This is a genomic window from Paenochrobactrum pullorum (assembly GCF_041929845.1).
Lineage (GTDB): Bacteria > Pseudomonadota > Alphaproteobacteria > Rhizobiales > Rhizobiaceae > Paenochrobactrum > Paenochrobactrum pullorum.
Map to the genome: position 1 here is coordinate 150,403 of NZ_JBHEEH010000005.1, position 25,779 is coordinate 176,181.

The 25,779-nt window shown below is 47.3% G+C and carries 18 protein-coding genes and 3 pseudogenes; 6 read left to right on the plus strand and 15 right to left on the minus strand.

The window, feature by feature from the left end:
* The first annotated feature begins 122 nt into the window (after window positions 1–122).
* Both JNC77_RS10300 and pbpC read left to right on the plus strand, forming a co-directional pair.
* Window positions 123–5,597, plus strand: coding sequence for an alpha-2-macroglobulin family protein (locus JNC77_RS10300; RefSeq protein WP_374832119.1), 5,475 nt, complete (start codon window positions 123–125; stop codon window positions 5,595–5,597).
* Window position 5,598: 1 nt separating this feature from the next.
* The gene (gene pbpC / locus JNC77_RS10305; protein WP_374832121.1) at window positions 5,599–7,686 is read left to right on the plus strand and encodes a penicillin-binding protein 1C; all 2,088 of its coding nucleotides are present in this window, start codon (window positions 5,599–5,601) and stop codon (window positions 7,684–7,686) included.
* Here pbpC and JNC77_RS10310 read toward each other — a convergent pair whose 3' ends face one another.
* From JNC77_RS10310 to JNC77_RS10340, 7 genes and pseudogenes are all read right to left on the minus strand, one after another.
* Window positions 7,687–7,941, minus strand: a complete 255-nt coding sequence (locus JNC77_RS10310; RefSeq protein WP_374832123.1) for a GlsB/YeaQ/YmgE family stress response membrane protein — start codon at window positions 7,939–7,941, stop codon at window positions 7,687–7,689.
* A 99-nt stretch (window positions 7,942–8,040) separates the two neighbouring features.
* The gene (locus tag JNC77_RS10315) at window positions 8,041–8,565 is read right to left on the minus strand and encodes an RNA pyrophosphohydrolase (protein ID WP_374832125.1); all 525 of its coding nucleotides are present in this window, start codon (window positions 8,563–8,565) and stop codon (window positions 8,041–8,043) included.
* Between the two features lie 124 nt (window positions 8,566–8,689).
* A complete protein-coding gene (locus JNC77_RS10320; protein WP_374832127.1) occupies window positions 8,690–10,024 on the minus strand; it encodes a S41 family peptidase in 1,335 nt (444 codons plus the stop codon).
* Window positions 10,014–11,343 (minus strand): annotated as a pseudogene (locus JNC77_RS10325) (murein hydrolase activator EnvC family protein). The gene JNC77_RS10320 and the pseudogene JNC77_RS10325 overlap by 11 nt, the downstream one beginning before the upstream one ends.
* A gap of 177 nt (window positions 11,344–11,520) precedes the next feature.
* Window positions 11,521–12,003: a 23S rRNA (pseudouridine(1915)-N(3))-methyltransferase RlmH gene (rlmH, locus tag JNC77_RS10330; RefSeq protein ID WP_374832129.1), complete on the minus strand. Its 483-nt coding sequence runs from the start codon at window positions 12,001–12,003 to the stop codon at window positions 11,521–11,523.
* A gap of 53 nt (window positions 12,004–12,056) precedes the next feature.
* Window positions 12,057–12,428: a ribosome silencing factor gene (rsfS, locus tag JNC77_RS10335; protein ID WP_374832177.1), complete on the minus strand. Its 372-nt coding sequence runs from the start codon at window positions 12,426–12,428 to the stop codon at window positions 12,057–12,059.
* A gap of 231 nt (window positions 12,429–12,659) precedes the next feature.
* Window positions 12,660–13,586 carry a DMT family transporter gene (locus JNC77_RS10340; protein ID WP_374832131.1) on the minus strand — a complete coding sequence of 309 codons (927 nt, stop codon included), beginning with the start codon at window positions 13,584–13,586 and terminating at the stop codon, window positions 12,660–12,662.
* Window positions 13,587–13,943: 357 nt separating this feature from the next.
* Here JNC77_RS10340 and JNC77_RS10345 point away from each other — a divergent pair, with 357 nt between their 5' ends.
* Window positions 13,944–14,744, plus strand: coding sequence for an ABC transporter permease (locus JNC77_RS10345; protein WP_374832133.1), 801 nt, complete (start codon window positions 13,944–13,946; stop codon window positions 14,742–14,744).
* 10 nt (window positions 14,745–14,754) lie between these two features.
* The gene (locus tag JNC77_RS10350) at window positions 14,755–15,498 is read left to right on the plus strand and encodes an ABC transporter ATP-binding protein (protein WP_374832135.1); all 744 of its coding nucleotides are present in this window, start codon (window positions 14,755–14,757) and stop codon (window positions 15,496–15,498) included.
* A 663-nt stretch (window positions 15,499–16,161) separates the two neighbouring features.
* Here JNC77_RS10350 and JNC77_RS10355 read toward each other — a convergent pair.
* The 3 genes from JNC77_RS10355 to JNC77_RS10365 are packed head-to-tail and all read right to left on the minus strand — an operon-like array spanning window position 16,162 to window position 18,720.
* Window positions 16,162–16,806 (minus strand): response regulator transcription factor, encoded by a 645-nt coding sequence (locus JNC77_RS10355; RefSeq protein ID WP_374832179.1) that lies wholly within the window; start codon window positions 16,804–16,806, stop codon window positions 16,162–16,164.
* 1 nt (window position 16,807) lies between these two features.
* Window positions 16,808–18,190: a sensor histidine kinase gene (locus tag JNC77_RS10360; RefSeq protein WP_374832137.1), complete on the minus strand. Its 1,383-nt coding sequence runs from the start codon at window positions 18,188–18,190 to the stop codon at window positions 16,808–16,810.
* Window positions 18,187–18,720: a putative pterin-binding protein gene (locus JNC77_RS10365; protein ID WP_374832139.1), complete on the minus strand. Its 534-nt coding sequence runs from the start codon at window positions 18,718–18,720 to the stop codon at window positions 18,187–18,189. Before JNC77_RS10365 ends, JNC77_RS10360 begins: the two co-directional genes overlap by 4 nt.
* Window positions 18,721–18,891: 171 nt before the next feature.
* Here JNC77_RS10365 and JNC77_RS10370 point away from each other — a divergent pair.
* Window positions 18,892–19,712, plus strand: a pseudogene (locus JNC77_RS10370) (ABC transporter ATP-binding protein); the annotation flags it as partial.
* Between the two features lie 82 nt (window positions 19,713–19,794).
* Here the strand turns inward: JNC77_RS10370 and JNC77_RS10375 are convergent.
* The 5 genes and pseudogenes from JNC77_RS10375 to JNC77_RS10395 form a co-directional block, all read right to left on the minus strand.
* A pseudogene (locus tag JNC77_RS10375) lies at window positions 19,795–20,481 on the minus strand (IS6 family transposase).
* Window positions 20,482–20,589: 108 nt separating this feature from the next.
* Window positions 20,590–20,790 (minus strand): hypothetical protein, encoded by a 201-nt coding sequence (locus tag JNC77_RS10380; protein WP_374832141.1) that lies wholly within the window; start codon window positions 20,788–20,790, stop codon window positions 20,590–20,592.
* A 303-nt stretch (window positions 20,791–21,093) separates the two neighbouring features.
* Window positions 21,094–22,008: a DMT family transporter gene (locus tag JNC77_RS10385; protein ID WP_374832143.1), complete on the minus strand. Its 915-nt coding sequence runs from the start codon at window positions 22,006–22,008 to the stop codon at window positions 21,094–21,096.
* A 29-nt stretch (window positions 22,009–22,037) separates the two neighbouring features.
* Entirely contained in the window at window positions 22,038–22,481 is a 444-nt protein-coding gene (locus JNC77_RS10390) for a thioesterase family protein (protein WP_374832145.1), read from the minus strand.
* Window positions 22,482–22,497: 16 nt separating this feature from the next.
* A complete protein-coding gene (locus JNC77_RS10395) occupies window positions 22,498–23,694 on the minus strand; it encodes an acyl-CoA dehydrogenase family protein (RefSeq protein ID WP_374832147.1) in 1,197 nt (398 codons plus the stop codon).
* 1,187 nt (window positions 23,695–24,881) lie between these two features.
* Between JNC77_RS10395 and JNC77_RS10400 the strand changes: the two genes are divergently transcribed.
* Entirely contained in the window at window positions 24,882–25,649 is a 768-nt protein-coding gene (locus tag JNC77_RS10400; protein ID WP_374832149.1) for an IS6 family transposase, read from the plus strand.
* Window positions 25,650–25,779 lie beyond the last annotated feature (130 nt).

Genomic DNA, 25,779 nt, shown 5'->3' on the forward strand with positions numbered 1-25,779 from the left:
CATCTTTTGTTTTATATTGTGCTCATATCTTTCAGGTAATATAAAAATGAGCTTATATAGGCTTGCGCTTTGACCACAGTTTATTGCCATCAAAGCTTGATTATAAATTCAAGGAACCTTGCATGTCGTTCAGCCTCAAGCGCTTATCATTTGCCCTGATCGCATCATTTTTTATGATGCAGCCGGTTTTAGCGGCTGAAACACGGCAAATCCAAACCATTGAGAATGGTGACTATTTCGGCTTTGATCTGCGTACCGAGAAAAACCTCTCGCTGGACCAATGCAAATCCACTTGCCTCGGCGACAATAATTGCCGCGCTTTTACCTATAATCAAAAAGCGCAGTGGTGTTTCCTGAAAAGCGACTATAATCAGCTCAATGCTGCAGCAGGAGCTATTGCCGGTAAAGTTGTTAATCCCGATAGTGCGCCCGATATCGGCGCACCGCCTCATTTAACTTATGTGGGTGACAATATTTTTGAAGAAACCCGCCGCCTGAAAACCTATCTGGAACAAGCAGACCATGGCGACACGGGGCTTTCCGACTGGCTCAAAATTGCCCAAGACGCATTGAAAAACGGTGATCCGCGCAATGCAACCGAAGCGCTTAAGCATGCGGCAGGAATTAGTTCCGATGACAGCCGCGTCTGGAACGCACTCGCACAGGCTATTCTTAATACCGAAACAGACAATAGTGAAGAGCGTGCAAAATATCGCCGTGATGCAAGTTCGTCTGCTCTTAATGCTTATTTGACCTCGCGCAGCACCAACAACCGTGCCGATGCGCTGGCCTCGCTTGCAACCGCCTTGGAGCGTCGCGATTATGACCGTCCGGCATTGCAAGCCTATGATGCCAGCCTGAACTTGGCCAACTCCGCTTCTGTGCGTGCCCTTTATGAAGATTTGCGCGCCCGCAAAGGCTTCCGCATTGTCGATCACAGTGTTGATAATGACAGTGCATCACCGCGTATCTGCGCCCAGTTTTCTGAAGATCTCGTCAAAAACGGCGTCGATTATTCGTCATTCATTAAAGTGGACAATCAAGCGCCGAAGGCCGTCGAAGCGAAAGAACGCCAGATTTGCGTTGAGGGTTTGAGCCACGGCCAGAATTATCAGCTTTCTTTCCGAGCTGGCCTGCCATCTAGTGTGGGCGAAACATTAAGCTCCACTGTTGTTTTGAACGTCTATGTGCAGGATCGCGCGGCATCGGTGCGCTTCACCGGTGACAGTTTTGTCCTGCCATCCACTGCACGCCGCGGTATTCCACTGGTCAGCGTCAATATGAGCACCGCCAAAATCAAGCTTTACCGTGTGGGTGACCGCTCACTGGCGCAGCTTTTATCCGGCTATCAATTCCTGCGCCAATTGGATGGCTATGATGTCGGTTCCGTTGTCGATCAAATGGGCGAGCCTGTCTGGCAAGGCGAAATTGAAGTTGCTGATAATCAGCTGAATAAAGAAGCCACCACCAGCTTCCCAATCGATGAAGCACTGCCGGAGCGTAAACCCGGCGTTTACATCATGACCGCCGAACCGGCTGATAAAAATGGCGATACCTATGACACGGTTGCAACCCAGTGGTTTGTTGTTTCCGATATAGGTTTGGCAACTTATACTGGTCAGGATGGCTTGCATGTTTTTGCCCGCTCCTTGGGTTCCGCCAAGCCTGTGGCCGATGTCAAACTCACGCTGCTTGCCCGTAACAATGAAATTCTCGGTGAAGCTGTTACCGACGCGCAAGGTAAAGCCACCTTCAATCCGGGTTTGAGCCGTGGCACTGACGGCATGGCACCAGCCGTTTTAATGGCGAGCCAATCAGACACTGATTTCGTCTTTTTAGATATGACCCGTCCAGGCTTTGACCTCTCCGATCGTGGTGTTACAGGTCGGCCAACGCCTGAAAGCCTTGACGTGATGAGCTGGACAGAGCGCGGCATTTACCGCGCCGGAGAAACTGTTCATGTGGCAGCGCTCGCGCGTGATGATAAAGCAGATGCGGTTGAGAAACTGCCGCTGACTTTTATCTTCCGTCGTCCTGATGGTGCTGAAGATCGCCGTCTTGTTGTCGACAGCAATTTTGCCGGTGGCTATGCGGTTGACCTGACCTTGATGCCGAATGCGATGCTCGGAACATGGACGGTGTCTGTCTATACCGATCCGAAACAAAGTGCGGTTTCATCACAAATGTTCTTGGTCGAAGATTTTGTCCCTGATCGGATTGAGTTTGATTTAACCGCCGATAAATCGGAAATCATGGCAGGCGAAACGGCTGAACTTAACGTCGATGGTCGCTTTTTATATGGCGCACCGGCGGCCGGTCTTGCGCTTGAAGGTGACGTAACTGTCGCCACCAGCCGCAAATGGGATCGTTTCAAATCCTATTATTTCGGCCTTGCCGATGAGCAGGAAGGCGAAACCACCCGCACCGCACTTAATGATTTAAGCAATGCCGATGAAAGTGGCAAGGCCACAATTCCGGTAGTGATCAATGATCTGCCATCAACCACCCGCCTTCTGACAGCACATATCAATGTGCGTATGCGCGAAAGTGGTGGCCGTGCGGTTGAGCGTTCCGTTGATCTGACCATCAAGCCGCAAGGCACTATGATTGGTATCCGCCCTGATTTTAGCGGCGATGAAGTGCCACAAGGCGGCACCGCCAAATTCAGCCTGCTGGCCAGCAATGCAAATGGCGAGCGCATTTCGCTTGAAAATGCACAATGGTCGCTCATGAAAATCGAGCGGAATTATCAATGGTATCGCAGCGGTAGCTCATGGAATTATGAGCCTGTAACTTTCACCAAATCCATTGCTAATGGCGAGATCAATATTGATGAAAACGACGATGCAACCCTTTCCCTGCCGGTTGATTGGGGTCGCTACCGCCTTGAGATTGAAAGTGCTGATGCATCCAATGCTGTGACATCCTATGAGTTTGACGCTGGTTGGTATGTTTCGTCCACTTCGACAGAGACACCTGATGGCTTGGAAATTGCGCTTGATAAAGAGCAATATGCCATTGGCGACACGGCGAAACTCAATGTTTCTCCACGCTTTGCCGGTGAAATGCTGATTACCATCGGCACCGAAAAATTGATCAAAATCATCAATGTCAGCGTGCCGGAAAAAGGACTGGTCGTTGATATTCCGGTTGATGAAAATTTTGGTGCAGGCACTTATGTAACCGCCACACTTTATCGCGCTGGTTCAGCGACCGAGTCCCGAATGCCGGCGCGCGCCATCGGCCTTAAATGGCTGAAAGTCGATCCTGAACAAAGAAGCCTGAGTGTCGAACTGGCAACGCCTGAGAAAACCGAACCACGATCAACTCTTTCCCTGCCGGTTAATGTTGCCAATGCTGGCGGTCAGCAAGCCTATGTCATGGTCGCGGCCGTTGATGTCGGCATTTTGAACCTTACCCGCTATAAAGCCCCTAATCCCGAAGGCTGGTTCTTTGGCCAACGTCAGCTGGGGCTGGAAATGCGCGACATTTATGGACGTCTCATTGATGGTTCACTAGGCGTCACCGGAAAACTGCGTACCGGTGGTGACGGCGGCAATATGGGTGCACAAGGCAGCCCTCCGACCGAAAAGCTGCTTGCACTTTTCTCCGGTATTGTCGAATTGGACAGTGAGGGTAAGGCAATCATTGATTTTGAGCTGCCGCAATTTAACGGCACTGCCAGAATTATGGCTGTGGCATGGACAAAATCCGCGCTCGGCCATGCCGAAAAAGATGTCATCATCCGCGATCCGCTGGTGATTACAGCTGGCACCCCACGCTTCATGGCACCGGGCGATATGTCTACCATCCGTTTCGATATTGCCAATACTGATGCACCGGATGGTGATTATCAGTTGAACTTGGAAACAAGCGACAATCTCAATATCAGCGATGATGCAGCGCATCAAATCGTAACGCTTCAGGGTGGAAAGCGTATCTCGGTGGCCGTTCCGCTGGAAGCGCAAGCAAGCGGCGACGGTCTCGTCACCATCCGCATTGCCAATGATAGCGGCATCATGGTCGAGCAGGTTTTAAACCTCAATGTGCGTCCTGTCGATCTGCCGATCACCAGCCGTTATGTGGTGGATTTATCCGCCGGTCAGGGGCTGAAACTCGATGCAGAACTGTTGTCGCAAAATCTGCTTGATGGCGCGCATGTCAGTGTTGATGTTTCGCGCAATGCAGCTTTTGATGTCACCTCAATGCTGATGGCGCTTGATCGCTATCCTTATGGCTGTACCGAGCAAACCACCAGCCGCGCACTGCCATTGCTTTATTTGCAGGAGATGGCTGCAAACACAAAAGATGCCGTCAGCAGTGAAGATCAGGATGCGGTCAAAACCCGTGTCCAGGATGCTATTTACCGCGTGCTGAACTTCCAGTCGTCATCCGGTTCATTTGGTCTTTGGGGACCGGGTTCCAATGATCCGTGGCTTGATGCTTATGTCACCGACTTTTTGACCCGTGCGCGTGAAAAAGATTATATCGTGCCGGAAAGAGCCTTGATCTCGGCTTTGAACAATTTGCAAAACACATTGAGTTACAACACCAATATTCAAGAACATGGCAATGAAATTGCCTATGCACTCTATGTGTTGGCACGTAACAAAAAAGCCTCTGTCGGTGATCTGCGTTATTATGCCGATACGCAATTGGAAGCGTTTGAAAGCCCGATGGCGGTGGCACAATTGGCAGCAGCACTTGCCCTTTATGGCGATCAGCCACGTTCGGAAAGCACCTTTGAGGCCGCACTTAACTTTAGCAAGCTGACACCAAACCATAATTACAACCGTGTCGATTATGGCTCACGTCTGCGCGATGGTGCAGCGGTTCTGGCCCTTGCTGCGGAAACCACGCCAATGCCTAAAATCGTGCCGGAATTAGTCAAGCTTGTGGGGCAGATGCGCCAGCAAAGCCAGTATTTAAGCACACAGGATCAGGCATGGATGCTGCTTGCTGCGCGCGGTTTGCAGGAAAACAATTCCAGCATCAAACTGGATGTGGACGGCACAATTTATGATGGTCAGTTCTCGCAACGCTATAGCGGTGTTGCTCTGGAACAATCACCGGTCAACATCAACAATCAAAGCTCCGATCCGGTGCAAGCGGTGATTACAGCTGTTGCCCCACCGGCACAATCACTTCCGGCAGGTGGTGACGGCTTCAACATCCAGCGCACATATTACACCTTGGATGGCGAAGAAACCAACATTACCAGTGTTGAACAAAACCAGCGCTTTGTCGCGGTGTTGCAGGTTGATGACCTGCAAAGCTGGGCATCTCGCGTGCTGGTCACCGATCTGTTGCCTGCCGGTTTCGAAATCGACAATCCACGCCTTGTCTCAAGTGCAGATCTGGTCAATTTCTCATGGCTGGATCGCACCGAAGCCGCTCATCTCGAATTCCGTAATGACCGTTTCGTTGCAGCTTTCGACCGCGATTCAGGCGCTAAAAAGCAAATCACCCTTGCCTATGTGGTGCGTGCAGTCACTCCTGGTATCTATACCCATCCTGCCGCAACAGTTGAAGATATGTATCGTCCGCAATTTTCGGCGCGCACATCAACCGGCATGATGGAAGTCGTAACACCTTAAAATGTTGCGGCGCACTAAACTACTCTTTGGCGGTACCCTGCTTGTCTGCGGCATCGCCATTCTTGGCACAATAAGCCTGAACCTGCTGGATCAGGCTTATCCGCCACCGCTGCCGGAACGCCTCACCGTATCAACAGAAGTGGTTGATCGCGATGATCAGTTATTGCGTGCTTTCACAACACCTGATGGTTATTGGCGGCTGAATACCAAAATTGAAGATGTTGATCCGCTGCTCGTTAAAATGCTTATCGCCTATGAAGATAAGCGTTTTTACGATCATGCAGGCATTGATTTCTGGGCGCTTTTGCGTGCAGCCAAGCAGTTAGCCACCAATGGCCGCATTGTGTCGGGTGGCTCCACTTTGTCGATGCAATTGGCGCGCCTGATCGAACCACGCGAAAACCGCAGCCTAAGTTCCAAGTTTTTACAAATTGCCCGCGCCGTTCAGATTGAACGCCGCCTCACGAAGCCACAAATTCTGGAACGCTATCTGACGCTTGCCCCTTATGGCGGTAATCTGGAAGGGGTTCGCGCGGCATCATTAGCTTATTTTGGCAAAGAGCCAAGACGATTAACCACCGCACAGGCGGCGTTGCTTGTTGCTCTGCCACAATTGCCTGAGCGCCGCCGTCCAGACCGCTACCAACAAAACGCACAAAATGCACGTGATCGTGTATTGGCCAGAATGGAAAATGCCGAGATTATTTCGGCACAGGAAGCTAACCGCAGTCAGCGCGAAATGGTGTCTTCTACCCGTTTCGCCCTGCCCGCTTTGGCCGCGCATTTATCTGAGGAGGCAATCAGAAAAGATCCGAGCAATCCGCGTCATCAACTGAACCTCATCAAACAAGCACAGCAAGGACTGGAAGATGTCGCCAAAGCGGCAGCCGCCAAAATCGGCAATAAAACCTCTGTCGCCATTATTTTGGCCGATAGCCGCAATGGTAATATTTTAGCCTCCGTTGGTTCCGCCAATTATTTCGACAGTCGCATTCAAGGCTGGATTGATATGAGCCGCGCTGTGCGCTCCCCCGGTTCAACGCTCAAACCATTCATTTACGGACTGGCATTTGAGCAAGGTTTGGTCGCACAGGAAACCATCATTCAGGATCGGCCAACCGATTTTGCCGGATATAGCCCGCGCAATTTCGATATGAGTTACCAAGGTGATGTCAGCATACGCCAAGCATTGCAGATGTCCTTGAATGTGCCGACTATCAGCCTGTTGGATGCAGTCGGGCCTTTACAACTCACCACCCGTTTTCGCCAAGCGGGCGTCACTTTGCAATTGCCTAAAAATGAAGCCCCCGGCCTTGCCATCGGCTTAGGTGGTGCGGGCATCAATTTGCGTGATTTGGTGCAGCTTTACACCGGCCTTGCCAATGGCGGCAAAACTGCCACGTTGCGCGACGGCACTGAAAAAGCCGAACCGGCAATCACTGGCACAACCATTTTAAGCGAAACCGCCACATGGCAAATTGCCGATATTCTCTACGGCATTCTGCCGCCAGAAGGTGCTGCACGCCGCATTTTGGCTTATAAAACCGGCACCTCTTATGGGTATCGCGATGCTTGGGTCATTGGATATGATGGCCGTTATGTCATGGGTGTCTGGGTCGGGCGCGCTGATGGCGGCCCTATTGCAGGACTAACCGGCTATCTCTCTGCCGCCCCTGTTTTATTTGAAGGATTTGTCAAATCCGGCTTGGCGGCTGTGCCTTTCCCACGCGCGCCTTATGGGGCGCTCCACTTAAAAAGCAATGAACTACCGGTTACATTGGGGCGCTTTTCCAATGTCAATGATGGTCTCATCATGCTGAAAGCAAACGCCGAACCGGCACCACAAATCACCTTTCCACCCAATGGTGTGCATGTGGAACTTAATCCAAATGGTGAGCAAGCCACGCCCTTGGTTTTAAAAATGCAAGGCGGGCGCGCGCCTTTTCGCTGGCTTGCCAATGGCCAACCTTTAGGCGAACCGGAGCGTCGTCGCACCATTACATGGCAGCCCGATGGTGTCGGTTATTCCACACTGACTGTTATTGATGCAGCAGGCCGCGCAGCCAGTGTGAAAATATTTGTCGAGTAATCACGCTCGCTTGATAACCCGCAGCACCACAAGCAGTATAGCGGCACCGATAAAAGCATTAATGACTGAGGCAATAAATCCGCCGCCGACACTGAAACCAAGCCGCGGTAATAACCAACCGGCAAAAAATGCGCCAATGACACCAATCACAATATTGCCGATCATGCCGAAGCCACCGCCGCGCACAATCATACCCGCCAACCAACCAGCAACCAAACCAACAATCAGAAATACAATAAGGCTTTGTCCGTCCATTATGTTTCCTTCATAAGAAAATTACGTGACGAAGTGATTTCAGCTCAAGACGCTTAAATTTACAAGTCACTTCGCGTGATAATTGCGCCGCCCTTTTATTTAGGGTGCCAAATGGCGGAAATTGCGCACAACTTCCTGATATAATTTGCGCTTAAATGGTACAATCAATTGCGGCAGATCATCCATCGGCTTCCATTCCCAAGCATCAAATTCCGCGACTTCATCGCCCGGTGGCGGGTTAATCGCAATTTCGCTTTCATCACCTTCAAAACGGTAAGCAAACCATTTTTGCGTTTGACCGCGATATTTGCCCTTCAAAGCTTTACCGATCAGATGCACCGGCAGGTCGTAATTAATCCATTCCGGCGCTTCTGCCAATAATGACACCGAGCGCATACCGGTTTCTTCATAAAGTTCACGCAATGCGGCGTTTATTGGCTCTTCACCTTTATCAATCCCGCCTTGCGGCATTTGCCAAAGCTGAGTTGCGCCATCCATTTCACCTTCCGGTACAATAATACGGCGACCAGACCAAACCAATCCTTCACGGTTCAAAACCATCAAACCCACGCATGGGCGGTACGGTAAGGTTTCAGAATCAATCAGTTTCTGTTTGTCAGCCATCCGGTGCACTCCGTCTTCATTTAGCGCTATTCTATAGGCTATTTTTATCAACAAAACATAACAAAAAAGCGGATGCATTTTTTACACCCGCTTTTTCCATCATAAGATTGTTTCCTTGCCGAAATTACTCTGCAAGCGCTGCTTTTTTAGGATCCGGCGGGAAAGCCGCATTCTTTTCTTCACCGCGCAAAAGCTTCAAAGCTTCCGCCAGCTGAACGTCGTCTTTTGGTTCTGCCGGTACATAGGCCGGTGAACCTGAACCCTCATCATCCTCTATGGCACCTTTAATATGTCCTTTAAGGCCGGATTCACTGCGTACCACATCCTCACCACGGAATTCCGGCGGCAATGGCTGTTCCACTTTAATGTCTGGCGTAATGCCCTTACCCTGAATGGATTTGCCCGAAGGAGTGTAATAAAGCGCTGTCGTCAGACGCAATGAACCATTTTCACCAAGCGGAATAATGGTCTGTACCGAACCTTTACCAAAGCTCTGCGTACCAAGAACGGTTGCACGGCGATGGTCCTGCAAGGCACCGGCAACAATTTCCGAAGCAGAGGCTGAACCACCATTGATCATCACAATGACCGGCTTACCATCAACCAGATCGCCGCTACGCGCGTCAAAGCGGGTTACGTCCTGAGGATCGCGGCCACGGGTTGAAACGATTTCGCCCTTGTCCAGGAAAGCATCCGAAACAGCCACCGCCTGATCAAGCAAACCACCCGGATTGAGTCGCAAATCAAGGACATAGCCTTTCAGCTTATCTTCAGGAATTTGCGACTGGATGTCTTTGATTGCGTTTTTCAAATCGTCAAAGGTCTTCTCGGTAAAGGAAATGACGCGCAGATAACCGACATCACCTTCAACGCGGTAGCGTACAGCTTTAACCTTCACCACATCGCGGGTAATTTTCAGCTTTATCGGCTTATCAACGCCCTGACGGATAAGTGTCAGTTCAATCGAAGTATTGATCGGGCCTCGCATTTTATCAACAGCATCATTGAGGCTGAGACCACGCACTTCCGCACCATCGATCTGGCTGATCAAATCACCCGCCAACACACCGGCTTTAGAAGCAGGCGTATCATCAATCGGCGCGATCACCTTAACCAGATCACCATCCATCGTCACTTCAATACCAAGGCCGCCAAATTCGCCCTTGGTCTGCACACGCATATCTTGTGCAGCTTCCGGATTGAGATAGGAAGAATGCGGATCCAGCGATGTCAGCATGCCGTTAATGGCGCTTTCCACCAGTTTTTGCTCATCGGGCGGTGTCACATATTGTCCGCGCACACGCTCAAAAATATCGCCGAACACGGCAAGCTTTTTATAGGTATCGCTCGACGCGCCGGAGGCTGCATTGGCAATGGAGGCAGGGGTACCCTGAACCATCACTATTGCAGATGCGCCCATTAAGGCCCCGGCAAAAAGCAGCGATAGTTTACGTATCATTTTCATGTCCTTCCCGAAAGCCGCTCGGCCCACCACGGAGCCGGGTCGACGGGTTTTCCATCTTTTCTAAATTCGATGTAAAGTAAAGGGGCGCTGTCATCAACATTCACTGATGCAACGCTTGCCAAAAGCTTTTCTCCCATAGTGCCCACAGGTTCTCCCGCTAGCATGAACTGTCCTTGTGACACATTGATTCGCCCCATACCCGCCATGACAACATGGTATCCGCCACCAGCATCGAGTATCAAGAGTTGTCCGTAAGAACGGAAAGCTCCTGCATATAATACAACGCCATCCGAAGGTGACGTAATCGTGGCAGAAGGAGGAGTTTGTAAAATTTCTCCCAGCATTGTGCCGCCAAGACCATCATTTGCGCCAAATTTTCTAATAATTTTACCGACAGCAGGAAAATCAAGCTGACCTTGCAGCTTTTCAAAACTACCATCAGCAATCAAATGGCTGGTATCCGGTGCACCTTGCTCGGCACGTTCTTGTCCTGCTGCCAACCGTTCAGCTTCCGCGCGTTTGGCAGCTTCAGCTGCCGTGCGTACCCCGTCCATCTGCTTATCAAGGCCGGCAATCAGTTCCTGCAAGCTGGTAGCTTTAGCAGCCAAGCTTTCAGAATGTTTGCGCATCGCCAGCATTTCATCCGTTGATTTTTCTTGCAGTTTTTTCTTTTCTTCCAGCAGCAATTCCTGCCGCTTGTGTTCTTCTGCCTGCTCTTTGCGTGCACTTACAAGGCGCTGCTGCTCAGCCGTAATGGAAGCGGTCAAGCGCTCCATTTCCTTCAAATCATCCATCAGCTCTTCAGTTTGCTGGCGCATTTCGGGCACCACAGCACCAAGCAAAACGGCACTGCGCACAGATGCCAAAGCATCGTCGGGACGCACCAAAATTGCCGGTGGTGGATTCAAACCCATCCGTTGAAGAGCAGCCAGCACTTCCGCCAATGCACCTCGTCTTGATTGCAATGAAACGCGTATGCCGTCTTCCTGCTCCAGCAATGAAATCAGACGCTCACCGGCATCAGCAATATCTTGTTCAAGTTTTTTATCGGTTTTAGCAGATTGAATGAGAGCGGCACTTAAACTGGCCTGATCCTTTTTGAGGGCTCCTACTTCCGCTTCCATCTGATTCAGTTTTTCCTGTGTGACAAGCACTTCTTCCGTAAGAGCTCGCAGTTCCGCATCAGCTTTTTCCCGTTCAAGCTGCATCGGTGTTTGCGCCAAAACCGGATGGGATGCAAAGCCCGCCATCATTGTCAAAACCACAGCACCAGAAAGGCCGCGCCAGACCTTTGGCTGCGCACCCATCAGCATTGCTCTTTTAAGGTGATGACATAATGACATTTAGTCTGTTCTATCCGGCCTTACCCTAAACTTTAGTGATCACATTTGTTTTTTACGCATGTCTTTATCCCAAAACCGGTTCTCACTTCGAGGAGGCATGCTTTGGATAAGCTTAACCCATATCTTGTTAATGAATTACTATGGAATTTAAGAGCGGTGATAAGGATGTCCGGAAAGAATGGTAGCAGCCCGATAAAGCTGTTCGGCAACCAAAATGCGTGCAATCTGATGCGGCCATGTTAATGAGCCAAGTGCCAAAACCAAATCTGCTCTTTGGCGCAAACGCGGATCATGCCCATCAGGCCCGCCAATCGCCACAATCAATTGCCGCTTGCCTTCATCGCGCAAACGACCCATCCGACCGGCAAATTCTTCCGATCTTAATGCTTTGCCGCGTTCATCCAACAAAATAAGTCCTGCACCTGCATCCAGCGCTTCAAAAAGACGGGCGGCTTCTTCGTTTTTGCGTAAATCCACCGTCTGCGCGCGGCTTTCAGTGATTTCGCTGACCCCTTGAAAATCAAATCCCAACGCATTGCCTGCTTTGGAAAACCTGTCGAAATAACGGTCAGCCAACTCACGCTCCGGTCCGGCTTTCATTCGTCCGACGGCAAAAACTGTAATACGCATGGATTTATTCGCAAAATGATTTGCCCCTCCGTCATCGGAAGGGCAAAATTCAATTAATGGACGGTTTCTGTTTTGCGCAGATCTTGTCTGTCTGCATCAACCCAGATTTTTTCCAGATTATAAAATTCACGGATTTCAGGGCGGAAAATATGGATAATAATATCACCCGTATCAATCAGCACCCAATCACCACCTTCAAGACCTTCAACCTTGATATCACGATAGCCCGCTTCACGAAGCGCACGCAGCAAATGATCTGCCGCTGCCGCTACATGACGATGCGAACGCCCTGAAGCAATAATCATATAATCGCCCAGTGCAGATTTTCCACGCATATCAATTGGGATGATGGCCTCAGCCTTTGAATCTTCCAGCGTAGAGAGCGCCAGTTCGAAAGCCTCTAAGACGTGCTTGGCATCGTCCATTCCGGCTGTTGAAAGTGAGGTTTTCACTTTCTTGTCAATAGCTGTTCTCAGTGTTTTGCCTTTCCTTTAAGAACAACGCAAATATGGCTTAAACGCACCATACTGCTAAAATGTGGCAGAATCTCATATCAGTTTCGTGACATATAACATATTTTCCAAGCCAGCGCACGGAAAATAGGTTGAGTTTCAATGGCCGTTTTCTGCAGAATATACATCGTATATGACTTGAAGTCAGCCTTTCGAACTTTCTGCCAAATCCGTATTCAGTGCCGGCGCACCTTCGGCCGGCACCACAGCCGGTGGTTCGGAAACACCGCGCTGGCGTTCGCGAACGAATGTGAAAAAGCCGGAAATGATAATCAGAACTGTACCCAATACCATCGGCATATCCACACGATCATGGAACACAAAATAGCCAAATAACAGTGCCCAGATCATCTGGCTATATTGCGGCGATGCGATAGCACTGGCAGGCGCACGGAAAGCCGCCAACATCAGCAATACATTGCCAAGAGCCGCCAACAAACCATAACCGGCAAGATAGACCCATTCTATTGAATCAGGCGTTTGATAATTCGGCACCGCCAAAAAGCCTGCAATGACAATCGGCCCGATCAGGCCACTGGTATAAAGTGATATACGCTTCTCGCGCGCACCCATCACACGATAGATAATAATTCCAATCGCACCGCCCATACCGGCCACCATCGCACCCAGATGTCCAACAGACAACTCACGAAAGCCAGGTCGCAGAATAATCAACACACCAACGAAGCCGATAATCACTGCCGACCAGCGCCGCCAGCCCACTTTTTCACCCAAAAAGATCACTGAAAGAACAGTCACAAAGGCGGGCAACAAGAATATCAGCGCAAAAGCTTCAGCCATGGAAAGATGGGTAAAAGCTACCACACTACCAATCGTCCCCATTGCGGAACTGACAATGCGCAACAACCAGATCGGACGGCTGGATGTGCGGAACATGTCCAGCCATTGATCATTGGCATTCTTCATGAAAGGCACACCGCACAGACCAAAAACCGCGCCCAAAGAAGCGATCTGATAAGGCGATAATGAGCCGTCAATAAATTTAACACACGCATCACTGATAGCGTAAGCTGCGTAAGATGCAAACGCGAGAATAATTCCGTAAACCATAATAATATGCCTAAAAACCAAATGCCTGTCATGTTGGCATTGAATTTATTTATGCTAAAAAAGCGGATATGGCAAAGCCAATAAAAAGGAATAGATTTCTCTGCATATCCGGTGTTAATATCACTCAGAAATTTATACTGATAATTTTATTATGTTCAAATTTTATTACTATTTTTCAAGTAAGTAAGAGGTGATTTTTTATAATTTATCATTTTAATATTTTAATGACCCCAACTGAAAACTCACTGACACAATCGCCTTCTATAATAGCGTCGAACATATTGATGTGACGCCGGTTTGTGCATCTTTCTCAAGATGTTACTACTTGGTGATTTATTTTTTTGCATGGAGGTTTTCGTGGCAGGTAACGCCCGTAAAATTGCACTGAATGATATTACACATGCATTGAAAAAAATTGATTTGGCTGCACTTCTCGGCTGGCATGATGTAAAACAAAGATATATGCGCTCAGCGCTTGGCCCTTTCTGGCTCACACTCAGTATGGCGATTATGATTGGCGCAATCGGCATTGTTTTCAGCCAGCTTTTTCAAACGCCGTTAAAAGAATTTCTACCGTTTCTCACTATCGGGATCATTTTATGGAGCTTTATGCTGACCAGCCTTTCTGAAGCTTGCACAAGTTTTATTATGGCCGACGGCATCGTCAAGCAACTGCCCATACCACTTTTTACGCATATTATCCGCTCACTTTGGCGCAATATGATCATTTTTGCGCATAATATTATCATCGCGCCTTTCGTATTTCTGATTGTCGGCGCTTCCTGGCATTGGAATGCACTATTGGCAATTCCAGGCTTTATTTTGGTTTGTATCAATCTGGCTTGGGTGATGTTGATATTGGCAGTGGTCTGCACCCGTTACCGAGACCTGATCCAGATTGTCGCCAGCATCTTACAGGTCTTGTTTTATATCTCACCGGTCATGTGGATGCCGCAGCGTTTGCCAGACCATATCGCTAAATATCTATTAACGCCTAACCCTGTCTATCACCTTCTGGAAATCGTTCGCGCACCATTGCTGGGGCAATTGCCAAATTCTTTAAACTGGATAACCGCCATAGTCATGGCAATGGCCGGTTGGTCTGTAGCGATCGTTTTTTATGGCAAATTCCGCTACCGCATCGCTTATTGGTTATAAGGGCAATTTCATGGCTCATATTTCAGTCAAAGACGTATCGATTGATATTCCGATTTTTAATGCGGGCAGCCGTTCATTGAAAAATCGTCTGATACAAGCAGCGACAGGCGGGAAAATTTCACAGGATGTGCAAGGCCGCGTCAGTGTTCGTGTGCTGGACAATATCAGCTTCGAGCTGAAAGACGGAGATCGAGTGGCGCTCCTTGGGCATAATGGTGCAGGCAAAAGCACGATGCTGCGTCTTCTTAGCGGTGTTTATTATCCGACGGCAGGATCTGCTGTTTTGCAAGGACAGACCGGTTCTTTGATCGATATTTCCCTTGGCATTGATCCGGAGGCAACGGGACGGCAAAATATCTATATTCGCGGTGCTTTGCTTGGAATAGACAAACAAAAGATGAACCGCCAAATAGATGAAATCATTACCTTTACCGAACTTGGTGACTTTATAGACATGCCGCTTCGCACCTATTCCACCGGTATGCATTTGCGACTGGCTTTTGCGGTTTCAACCATTATGCGGCCGGAAATTTTGCTGATGGATGAGTGGTTGTCTGTCGGCGATGAAGCTTTTCAAAAAAAAGCAGAACACAGACTGAATGAGTTGGTGCAGGCTACCAATATTTTAGTGCTGGCAACCCATTCACGTAAATTGGTCGAGCGCAGTTGCAACCGTGTATTCTGGCTTGAACACGGCCGATTGAAAATGGATGGCGGGCCGGAAGACATTCTGCCGCTTTATTTTGGCAGCTAAATAAATATCAGATCGTGCATAATGACCAACGACATCCAGATCATATCCACGCACTGATAGATACATCTGCGACTTCAAACAAACCATAATGCAGATTTAATTGCACGTTGCGCCAAATGCCCGCCGGTCAACAAACGGCATTGCCTGTAAAACCTGCTGATGCATTATTTCAGCAGTCTTGGAAGCAAGATTCGCTAGAGCATGTCTCCCAAAAGTGGGCACCGGTTTTGGGATAAAGACATGCGTAAAAACAAAACGTTAGAGCGAGCACAGTGGATACGATTAAGTGCGACACGCTCTAATGCATAATTGTGCTGCACCATAATAAAAGTGCAGTTCAATAAAAGATTTCTATGAAAGCTTTCAAATGAAAGTTTCCTTGAAAAATTAATTGTTCGGCAAAGCAATTGCTCCGATAGAACCTTTGGTATCGGTGAAATAAGCTTGCTGTTCGCCAGCTGTTGTGCCTTGACCGTCAATCAGATCATGCGAGCCGCATGATCGGCACAATCACTTAAAATTGCAGATGTTCATTGAAATTTCCCAGGGTAACAATTCACGTAAACAAGGAAATCATCAAAATAACGCAAATATAAAACCTGCCAAACAATCAATACGCTTAAGAAATTAACAGGCCTCTATCCATTTTAAAACATAGACTTTTTATAGATTTACTATGTTATTTTTCATTGCTTCTTTCACAGCCTCAGCCCTTGAATGAACCTTTAGTTTTTTAAAAATATTCTTGATATAATCATTTATCGTATGCTCTGAAAGCTGCAAAGCTATCGCAATATCGGCATTTTTCTTGCCATCTATTAATTGCACAAGAACATCCAGTTCACGTGGCGATAATTTTTTAGAATTCATACCCAAGGAGGCTGATTGACGTTTATTTTCAATACGTTTTATCAAGCGCAGCTTAGCTTCAACCTGTGAAATAAAAACACGCAAATCAATCGGTTTGACCAGATATTCGTCAACGCCTGCACGATATGCTTCCAAAATACGGTCGCGATCTGAGAGGGCCGAGAGAAACAAAAACGGAATAGCACTCAATGGCTCCGAAGATGTACGAACTTTCTTCAGCAACTCCAATCCGTCCATATGCGGCATAAGAATATCAGAAACAATAAGATCAGGGACGTTAAGGGGATGCTTCTTTAGTAACTCTAATGCTGCCACCCCATTATCAGCTTCAATAACATCATGTCCGGAACGCATGAGTTCTCGCACCAATTCCTCACGAATATATTTTTCATCTTCTACGCAGAGCACCAAAGCGCGAGTGGATTCGTCAGTTATCATATTAATCACATTCTACTCCGGAGACAGGCAATCTTAGTTCAAACTCTGTAATCCCGCTGCCTGTCGCCACCAATTTTAAGTCACCGCCGTGCATTTGAGCGATTTGACGTGAAAAACTTAGGCCCACCCCACTGCCTGAAAGGTGAGCGACATTCGTAGCGCGATAGAAACGATCGAAAATCATCTCCGCTTCATGAGCAGGAATACCGACACCATAATCCTTAACTCTGCATATAAATACATTATCCGAGAGCAAGGCTGTAACATCTATAGCGGTGTTATCCGGAGAATACATGTCAGCATTAGCAAGCAAGTTCACTACAATCTGCTCCAGTAGAGTTTTATCACCATAATAAGGTACTTCGGTAATGTGGTGATCAAAATGAACCGAACGCAAAGGATAAATATCTTGATGATAAGCAATCGATTGGCCTATTATTTCCAATAAATCAAACTGTTCTGCTTTTAATTTCACCCCTTTACCATTAATGACATCACCGCTGATTGTGCTTTCAATAATGCGTGTCAAACGGCTTACAGCTTCACGAATTCTGCCAACGGCTTCTGTTACTGCTTCACTGGTAATATCTTCCGGGTGCCTTATAAAACGTTGTGCAATCAAATCGATAATGGCAACCGGCGTTTTAAATTGGTGCGAAACAGTAGTTAAAAACCCTTTATAAATTTCATTGGCTTTTTTTTCATTCTTCAGCGCCACTTTTAATGCTTGAGTACGCTGATCAACGATTGCTTCCAACTCTTCCTGATAATGTCTTAATTCAGTATTCGCACGATTGGCTGATTTTATATTCATAATGAGCAAATAGGATAAAACAGCACCGGCGGTCATCAGACCAAGTACAGCTACCATGGTCAGATAAATGATGTTCAGCTGGCGATCACGCGCATCCCCTCCGGCATCGCGTTCATGAATCATGGAAAGATTGGCGATACGACCAAAATCATTGAACACCGGCAGTATATCCCGGTAAATTGATAAAATTTCTGCCTGCTCGAGATGTTCTTCAATCTCATAGCGCTCTTCAATCTGCTTCATTGTTGCGATGATATTTTCAAGCTGCTTTGCCGCACCAATATTTTGAAAATATTCAAGTTGGGGGCCGATGCTTAAAAGATTGATGCGGCTTTTCAATATTTCGAAACGCAGCTCAATCAGCTCTTCATTATCGCCGTCCAACAAAAGTGCATCACTAAAACGCCGACTCTCGCGGTCTGCTTGATTAACGGCCCAGAGCATATTTTCGCCGACAAAACTTTCAAGCGAACGTTCAACCTTCAATAGCTGATAAAAAGCGTAAGCCAGCATGAGGCAAAACCCCAGCATGGCGATACCTGCCACAAAATAAACACGGGTAATTTTCATTCAACCAGCAATTCAGAGAGTTGCCATGCCCATCGATGATCAAACCGAGAATCCTGCAGTTCAGGTTTCTCATCACGCGGATACACGATCCAGAATGGACCAAATTGCGTAACAGGCATGGGTTCGCCATTCATTTTATCTGCCACAAGGACATTAAAATCATAAGCATCCTGACCGGGGATTTCGACTTCATAATCATTTAGTGCCCGTGCTTTAATCACTATTTGGCCGGCTTTTTCTTCCTTAATACCTATAGTTTGAAGCAATGATTTCAAAGGTACCCCTGAAAACTCCTGTAAACCTTCTGTCCATGCTGTGTGGGTTTTAATCGTCTCACGAGACAGTTTCGTTTGCCCTGCAACCAATTGATATTCAGAACCGGACGCCGTTTTAACGATCAGCGTTGATAGGTTGGCTGCCCGAGCAGATACTGTGAAATTCATCACCAAGATCTGGCTGATATTCAAACCACCACCGAGAATGCTCAAGCTTAAAAAAGCAGAACATATAAAACGGCAGTTCTTTCTCATGGTCCAGTCTCCCCTTAAAAATTAAGTAAAAACCGTATCAACATAGAGATTTTATTCATAGAGAAAAGCCAAAAACAAGTGCGGAATGCCGAACTTATCTGTGTATGCTTTGCTTTCCATCGTTATTGCTGCCGTCAATATTAAAGCAAACGTCGTTGATAAAATTGCCTTGGCTTACGGGTGCGTGGCGGAAAACGCGCTGTCATTGACAAGGCGGTAGCGGAAGCTGCCCATATTTTAGGCTTAAGCGAATATCTGGCTCGTAAACCAGCCGATTTATCTGGTGGCCAGCGCCAACGTGTGGCCATGGGACGAGCGATTGTACGCCGCCCAAAATCTTCCTCTTTGATGAACCACTTTCCAATCTGGATGCCAAATTACGCACCCATATGCGGACAGAAATAAAACATCTGCATCAACGTATGCAGTCCACCAGCATATATGTGACCCATGATCAGGTCGAAGCGATGACGCTTGCTGATCGCATTGTTATTATGAATGAAGGGCGTATCGAACAGGTCGACGCACCGATGGATGTATTTTTGGAGCCTGCAAATACCTTTGTTGCCAGTTTTATTGGTTCACCTCCAATGAACCTTCTTGACGGCATCATTGAAAACCGGAATGGGCAAACCAAAGTCCGCATTACCGGGCTAACAGATCTATGCATTAGCATTCCGGATGTTTTTACAAGCAATGCCCATGAAGGCCAGCCGGTTAAACTGGGTTTGCGTCCGGAAATTATGTGTGTCGAGCCGGGCGCTAAGCGCGAAATACTTGACTGTCAAATAGACCTCGTCGAACCATTAGGGGCCGAGGCTTTATTACATGGGAAAATAAACGGCCAAGCGTTTATTGCCAAAGCAGATACGCTTTATGGCGATCCCGATTTAAAAGGCATTACACAAATTGCAGTCGATGTGCCCCGCATTCATGTTTTCGATGCCGCGACCGGACACACTCTAAAAAACAGAAACAGGCTGCCATCATGAAACCGGATTTTCAAGAACGTCTGAAAGATATTGATCACGATATCCGCCGCGACTGGCAGCTTTATTTATTGCTTTGACACAGTTATCCTGCGAGTTCCGCAAACTGCTCGAATGGCGATTTTGCTCCCATTCCAAACTGTCCCTTATGGATCATATGCGCTGTTTCAATTCCATCCATTGTTGCTGATGCCGTGGCAAAGGATTGAAAGTCCCGCATCGGATTGATGATTTTTTTGATGAAACGATGATCCTGCTCAATGATGTTATTGAGATATTTGACCTGCAGGATATCAATGAAAGGGTAAAACCCGACAAGCCAAAACAGAATATTCATATTCCGCAATCCGGCGTAATTAGCGCCGCTCTTATCAATCACAACCTTGTCCGGAATACCGTTGGTTTCAATGGTTCTTTTAAAGAAAGCGGTGGCGGCAGCCGCGTCACGTCGCTCAGACAGCATGAAATCAAGGGTTTTGCCAAATTTATCAATGGCGCGATATTGATAAAGCCACCGTCCTTTCACTCTCACATAGGTCTCATCAACACGCCAGAACTGGCTGGTCGACGCTTTACGTTGGCGCGCTCGCGCTGCGATAAGAGATGAATATTTAACAACCCACCGATTGAGGGTAGTGTGATTAACATCAATGCCACGCTCCAATAGGATCTCTTGTAGATCTCAATATGAAACCGCATAGCGCACATAGAAAAACACAGCGTGCAGAATAACAGATTTGGGGTATTGGCTGCCTTTGAAGCTGATCGTCATAAACCTGAAATCCACAATGTTTCGATCCAAAAACAATAGACTAATAATTTGAAAACCAGAATACCTCAAATCTTTGCAACGGAGCCCGTTCAAACCGGCAGTTTTACCTTACCACACCATGCCGAATTCTCTCGCTTTCCGAATTGCAAGGCGCACGGTTGTTTCGCTCACACCGGCCGCCTCACCAAGTTGTTGATACGTGCACACAAGACCTTTGCGCCTTGCATAGAAAATGCTGGTAAGCGCGGCACGTTGGCCCTCTGTAAAAAGATGCACATATTTCCAAGGGATTACGCCGCGGTTTCCCATGAAACGTTTCCGTCTGACCTTTTCACTCGCTGCTTTTATAATGACCAGTCTCACTCATTGTCCGCGTGGAATATTTAACGTCGTTGTTGATATTCTACGGGGAGAAATGCCCTGTTTCACTGCCAATTTATTAGTATCCGCTTGTTGTCGCGGCACTAAAATACGGGGTCTGAGTAGCAACAGAACAGAAAACCTACATAAGGAATTCAAACCTTTGCAACGGAACCAAAAATATCACGTTTGCCTTCAGTGAATACTTGTGACGGCTTGGGTACCTTTGTTGGTTGACCCGTTATGGTCCATCTAATCACTTCGATTTACTAAGTGAGCTGATCTTACAAAAAACAGTATCCCCTTAAGTCGCAAAATGATTGCAAAAGAGATCACCAGAATACCAGCAATCTTGGATATCGTGATAGATTCTCCGAAAGCGAGGGCACCGAATAATATACCCGTTACAGGAGTGAGTAAAAAGAAAGAGCTCGCCGCGTTAGCCGACATAGCACTAAGCACTCGAAACCAGAGAAACATCCCCAATATGGAACCAATGATAGCAAGGAAAGCGAGTTGCGGTGTAATTCCAATAATAACATCTAAAGAAGGGGCTGCTGTCGGTTCGAATACCAAAGCCGCAATGGTTGCAGCGACACTGCCTGCGATGAATTGTAGTGCGTAGAATGGGATAAAAGTAAAGTGTGTGATCACCGGCTTGACCAGTACGTTTCCGGTCGCCAGAGCCAAGACCGAAGCTAGTAGGAGCACTATCGCCAAAGCATCATAATGTCGGCCTGCTCCGCCGGCTAGAAAACCGAAGTCGAGTGAGATCATCACTCCAACGATACTAAGCATGAATGCTATAATGCCACTTGTTCCGATCCGCTCGTTCAATAACAGATAAGAAAGCGGTAGTGTCACGAGCGGAAGCGAGGATACCACAATATTAATAATTGAGCTCGGCAGATGTACAAGTGCCCAGTAGCTTGCACTGAGATATACAGCCTGCGAAAGAACCCCACTGGCGATAACTCGTAAGAGATTAGAAAAGGATATATTGCCATACAGGAAGCGTATGATGGGAACACCTTGGAGCAACAAAAGAATCCCGCCTGCTATTTGTAGGCGGAATGCGGCCAACCAGAGCGGCGCGATACTAGTGAGTGCTGACTTGGTAAAAACGAATGATAGGCTCCAAATAGTAGCAAATGCTAGCCCCGCCATGACGGCACCCCAAGCGAAACGACGCGATTTCATGCCGTAGACTTAGCCATCATAGCGGCTTTTTTTAGTTCGACCCGTGTAGCAAAGCGTTCAATGTCAATGACATGCCGCCCGTGTGTCCCTTGAGCTATCAGCTCATGCTCGTCATGTGCCATGACTTTCCATAACACGTTGTTGTTATTACGAATCTCATCGCATACGGCGTTAACGATTACGCGCATCCCGGGTGGAGTGGGAGCGCAGTGGGTTGTGCATATATATGTGCCAAGGCTACCCTCGCCAGGCTCAAGATGTGGTCGTAATGCTTCAATACAGCACCATTCAAGAAGGCCAACCATGAATCCAGTGGCAAATACCTCTGGCATTATTTGATATTCTGCGGATTCAGGGTAAAGATGGGGTACTGTCTTATTTGCGGCAACCGTGTACTCGAAGGAGAAGGTATCACCAACTTTAAGGGTGGAGTGCATCATATCATTCCTTGCAAGTTTAAGCTGAGGTCTTTGGGTCTCTTCCAGACATATTGAAAAAATCGTCCATAATGCGCATTTTTTGAACGTCACCGGTTCCCGAAGGCGGACGGGTCATCATAGCGTCAAGGGTCAGTTGGGCAATTTCAAATTCCGGTAAGCCGACGCGGGCACCAAATATTTCAGCAGCGATGTTTGCGGAATGGCAGACATGATCGCCACTTAAAAACTTTGCCATAGCCAGATGCCGATAGGCTGAATTCTGCCCGATACTCATTCGATGGGCGGCATCGTAGGCCACTTGGCGGCTTTGCTCGTAGCGCATATAAACATCGAAAATCTTATTGCGTACATCAGGCAGCTCTGAGATCGGTTTACCGTAGAGCTTACGCCCACGAGCAAAACTAAAGGCTATATCCAGAATTCGAAGATGAATGCCGAGTGCTAGTGCAGTCAAACTGGGACGGCCATGATGCCCAATTACATAGTAGGCTAAACGTAAGCCGTCTCCTTTCGGCCCAAGTATGTTTTCGCGTGGGACAAAAACATTTCTGAGGTGTAACCTACCAAAAGGGAAAGCTTTAAGTCCCTGATGATTATGTGCTTCTGTGTTATCTACTCCAGCGCGTTCGCCCTCCACGATAAAAGCGCTCAGTCTATCAGTGCCTTTCTTGCGAGCGTAGACAACATGGAGATTGGCGATTGAACAATTCCCAATAAAACACTTAGAACCATTCAGGATATAGCCGCCCGCTGTCTCTTTATAAAAAGTGTTCATTCCATTCACGTGTGAACCTGAATGTTCTTCAGTGATCGCAATCGTACAGATTCGATCACCCCAAACCATTGCTGGAAGCCATTTCTGTTTTTGCTTTTCCGAACCGAACTCAAGTATGCTCCCAGTTCCCAATTGAGCAATCTGTAGAATTGCACCTAAGTCTGGGCACTCCCTCGTCACATGCTCGACGTTAATAACGCGCGCGAGGCAGTCTCCACCCAATCCGCCATAGTGTTTGGGTATCAGAAGGCCGAACCATCCTGTTAGCTTTAGCTTTTCCAGAAGCACGGAAGGTATCGACGAATTGGTTCTAATTTCTAGAAGTTGGTTGCGAACATGTGTTACACAAAATCGCATCGTTTCTTCCTGAAGTTTCTCCCAACGCTCAGCTAAAATGCTTTTGGAAACAGGAGCAAACGCAAAATCCAATTCTTGCATGACCGCCACCCCAACGCGAAATGAAGAACAGATACTAAGACTGCTCACTAATAAGTATCAGCGCCGATACACTTTAGAGGCTACGCTATCTAAGCGGGCTAAAATTATACTTTTTCGTATGTCACAATAGAGGTTTTCAGAAAATACGGCGCGACAAAAGCTGTGTTACCCTATTGATTATAAAATTGACGATGCCCTTTACATAGCTTTGACAAAATGAAACCAAATGCAATTAAAAGACCTGAAAAGTGTAACAATCATTTGCTTTCGTAAATATCCCATTATATTGATCCCAACTTAAAATAGTATATCTGTATCTGAGGTCTAACCCGTCTCATATTTTCAAATCGACTATAGTAAAAATCAGCATAAAAGCTGCCTAGTCATATGTTCGAAAGGCTCTAAGACTGGCGCCGCGTTCACAACCGCTACGACCGCTGTGCCCACACGTTCATGTCAGCAAGCTGCAAAAACCGTTTCTCTTGGCTTACTCATTGTGGCTGAAAATATTTTTCCATCTAAAAAAATCAAAATTATAAAAAGTTAGGATAGTCCGTTATCCTAATATATTCTATATTAATATAATAATATATTTTTTATATAATAAATAAGTAGAGTTGTTAATTACGTTTGTTATTTTCAATTAATAGTGAGCCAGACCAGTGATTAATACATATAAAATTGGGAATTATATTCATCAGGATTTCTTCAAGGATATTATTACCAACGAAAACGGAACTATTCTCGTTTATTGTGATGAAAGTATATTTTTAAACCAGTCAAACAAGTTTGATGGCTGTTGGTATCTCTATGTCTATTTTCATGAAACAGACATGTGGCATCCGCTTGTAAATTACAAACCAGTCAACAAACGCATAGTTCAGAGAAAATTTAGATCTTCCGATGGCCTCATCAACAGTCTTCATCGTTATGATTTACCTTTATCGTGCATGCCAAAATACCAAGGAAGCGGTTGTGAAATCAAAAGCGATGGTACTGTTTACTACCGTCCTCAGTGTATTCTTATCTAATCCGGTCAGTCTCAAGGATTGATATCAGAATTCAATATCGAAACCGACGAACTCACGCAGCTTACTCAGAACACAAACGACACCCAAAAGAAGGCTCTGTTGCAAAAATTTTGCCGATGTCCGAAAGAGTGCTGACAATTTTCAGCGAGACTTTTGATGAGCGATTTCAAGTGGCGCCATTTTCAGGGTGACGTGATTTTATGGGCGGTGCGGTGGTATTGCCGCTATGGGATCAGCTACCGCGATCTTGAACAGATGATGGGTGAGCGCGGTGTGCCCGTGGATCATTCCACGATTTATCGCTGGGTCCAGAAATACGCTCCGGAGATTGAAAAACGGCTGCGCTGGCATTGGCGCCGACCACAATCTACGAGCTGGCGTGTTGATGAAATCTATGTGAAAGTCCGGGGACAATGGACTTACCTTTACCGAGCCGTGGACAAATTCGGCAACACGATCGATTTCTACCTGTCTGCGACGCGCAACGCCAAAGCAGCCAAGCGCTTTTTGGGGAAGGCTTTGAACGGCTTGAAAGACTGGGAAAAGCCAACTGTGATCAACACTGCCAAGGCTTCGACTTATGGGATTGCCATCTCCCAATTGAAGGTTCAAGGTAAATGTCGCGCTAGTCTTGTACACCGGCAAGTCAAATACCTGAACAATGTCGTCGAGGCTGACCACGGCAAGCTGAAGCAGCTGATCAAACCGGTCAGAGGGTTCAAGACGTTGAAGACGGCATATGCGACGATCAAGGGCTTCGAGGTCATGCGGACGTTGCGCAAGGGCCAGGCTGCTATTCTCAACCTGACACGAGACATCCGTGGGGAAGCGCGTATCGTTGAACGCGCTTTTGGTATCGGGCCGAGCGCGTTGACTGAAGCCGTGGAACTGCTCGCCCAGAATCTACAAGGTCAGACCGCTTGACAGCAAAGAACGAGGGGCTTGCCTTGCCAGCGGATTTTTTTTGCAACAGAGCCTTATAGAATCCGTCAATATATTGGGCAATGGCTTTTTGTGCATCATCGCGCGTATGGAATACGGTTCTCCAAATCAT

What these genes read in the sequence shown, in the direction of transcription:
- JNC77_RS10300 (WP_374832119.1), top strand. Translation starts at nt 123, where the DNA reads ATGTCGTTCAGCCTCAAGCGCTTATCATTTGCCCTGATCGCATCATTT.
- pbpC (WP_374832121.1), top strand. Translation starts at nt 5,599, where the DNA reads ATGTTGCGGCGCACTAAACTACTCTTTGGCGGTACCCTGCTTGTCTGC.
- JNC77_RS10310 (WP_374832123.1), bottom strand. Translation starts at nt 7,941, where the DNA reads ATGGACGGACAAAGCCTTATTGTATTTCTGATTGTTGGTTTGGTTGCT.
- JNC77_RS10315 (WP_374832125.1), bottom strand. Translation starts at nt 8,565, where the DNA reads ATGGCTGACAAACAGAAACTGATTGATTCTGAAACCTTACCGTACCGC.
- JNC77_RS10320 (WP_374832127.1), bottom strand. Translation starts at nt 10,024, where the DNA reads ATGATACGTAAACTATCGCTGCTTTTTGCCGGGGCCTTAATGGGCGCA.
- rlmH (WP_374832129.1), bottom strand. Translation starts at nt 12,003, where the DNA reads ATGCGTATTACAGTTTTTGCCGTCGGACGAATGAAAGCCGGACCGGAG.
- rsfS (WP_374832177.1), bottom strand. Translation starts at nt 12,428, where the DNA reads ATGGACGATGCCAAGCACGTCTTAGAGGCTTTCGAACTGGCGCTCTCT.
- JNC77_RS10340 (WP_374832131.1), bottom strand. Translation starts at nt 13,586, where the DNA reads ATGGTTTACGGAATTATTCTCGCGTTTGCATCTTACGCAGCTTACGCT.
- JNC77_RS10350 (WP_374832135.1), top strand. Translation starts at nt 14,755, where the DNA reads ATGGCTCATATTTCAGTCAAAGACGTATCGATTGATATTCCGATTTTT.
- JNC77_RS10355 (WP_374832179.1), bottom strand. Translation starts at nt 16,806, where the DNA reads ATGATAACTGACGAATCCACTCGCGCTTTGGTGCTCTGCGTAGAAGAT.
- JNC77_RS10360 (WP_374832137.1), bottom strand. Translation starts at nt 18,190, where the DNA reads ATGAAAATTACCCGTGTTTATTTTGTGGCAGGTATCGCCATGCTGGGG.
- JNC77_RS10365 (WP_374832139.1), bottom strand. Translation starts at nt 18,720, where the DNA reads ATGAGAAAGAACTGCCGTTTTATATGTTCTGCTTTTTTAAGCTTGAGC.
- JNC77_RS10380 (WP_374832141.1), bottom strand. Translation starts at nt 20,790, where the DNA reads ATGGGAAACCGCGGCGTAATCCCTTGGAAATATGTGCATCTTTTTACA.
- JNC77_RS10385 (WP_374832143.1), bottom strand. Translation starts at nt 22,008, where the DNA reads ATGGCGGGGCTAGCATTTGCTACTATTTGGAGCCTATCATTCGTTTTT.
- JNC77_RS10390 (WP_374832145.1), bottom strand. Translation starts at nt 22,481, where the DNA reads ATGATGCACTCCACCCTTAAAGTTGGTGATACCTTCTCCTTCGAGTAC.
- JNC77_RS10395 (WP_374832147.1), bottom strand. Translation starts at nt 23,694, where the DNA reads ATGCAAGAATTGGATTTTGCGTTTGCTCCTGTTTCCAAAAGCATTTTA.
- JNC77_RS10400 (WP_374832149.1), top strand. Translation starts at nt 24,882, where the DNA reads ATGAGCGATTTCAAGTGGCGCCATTTTCAGGGTGACGTGATTTTATGG.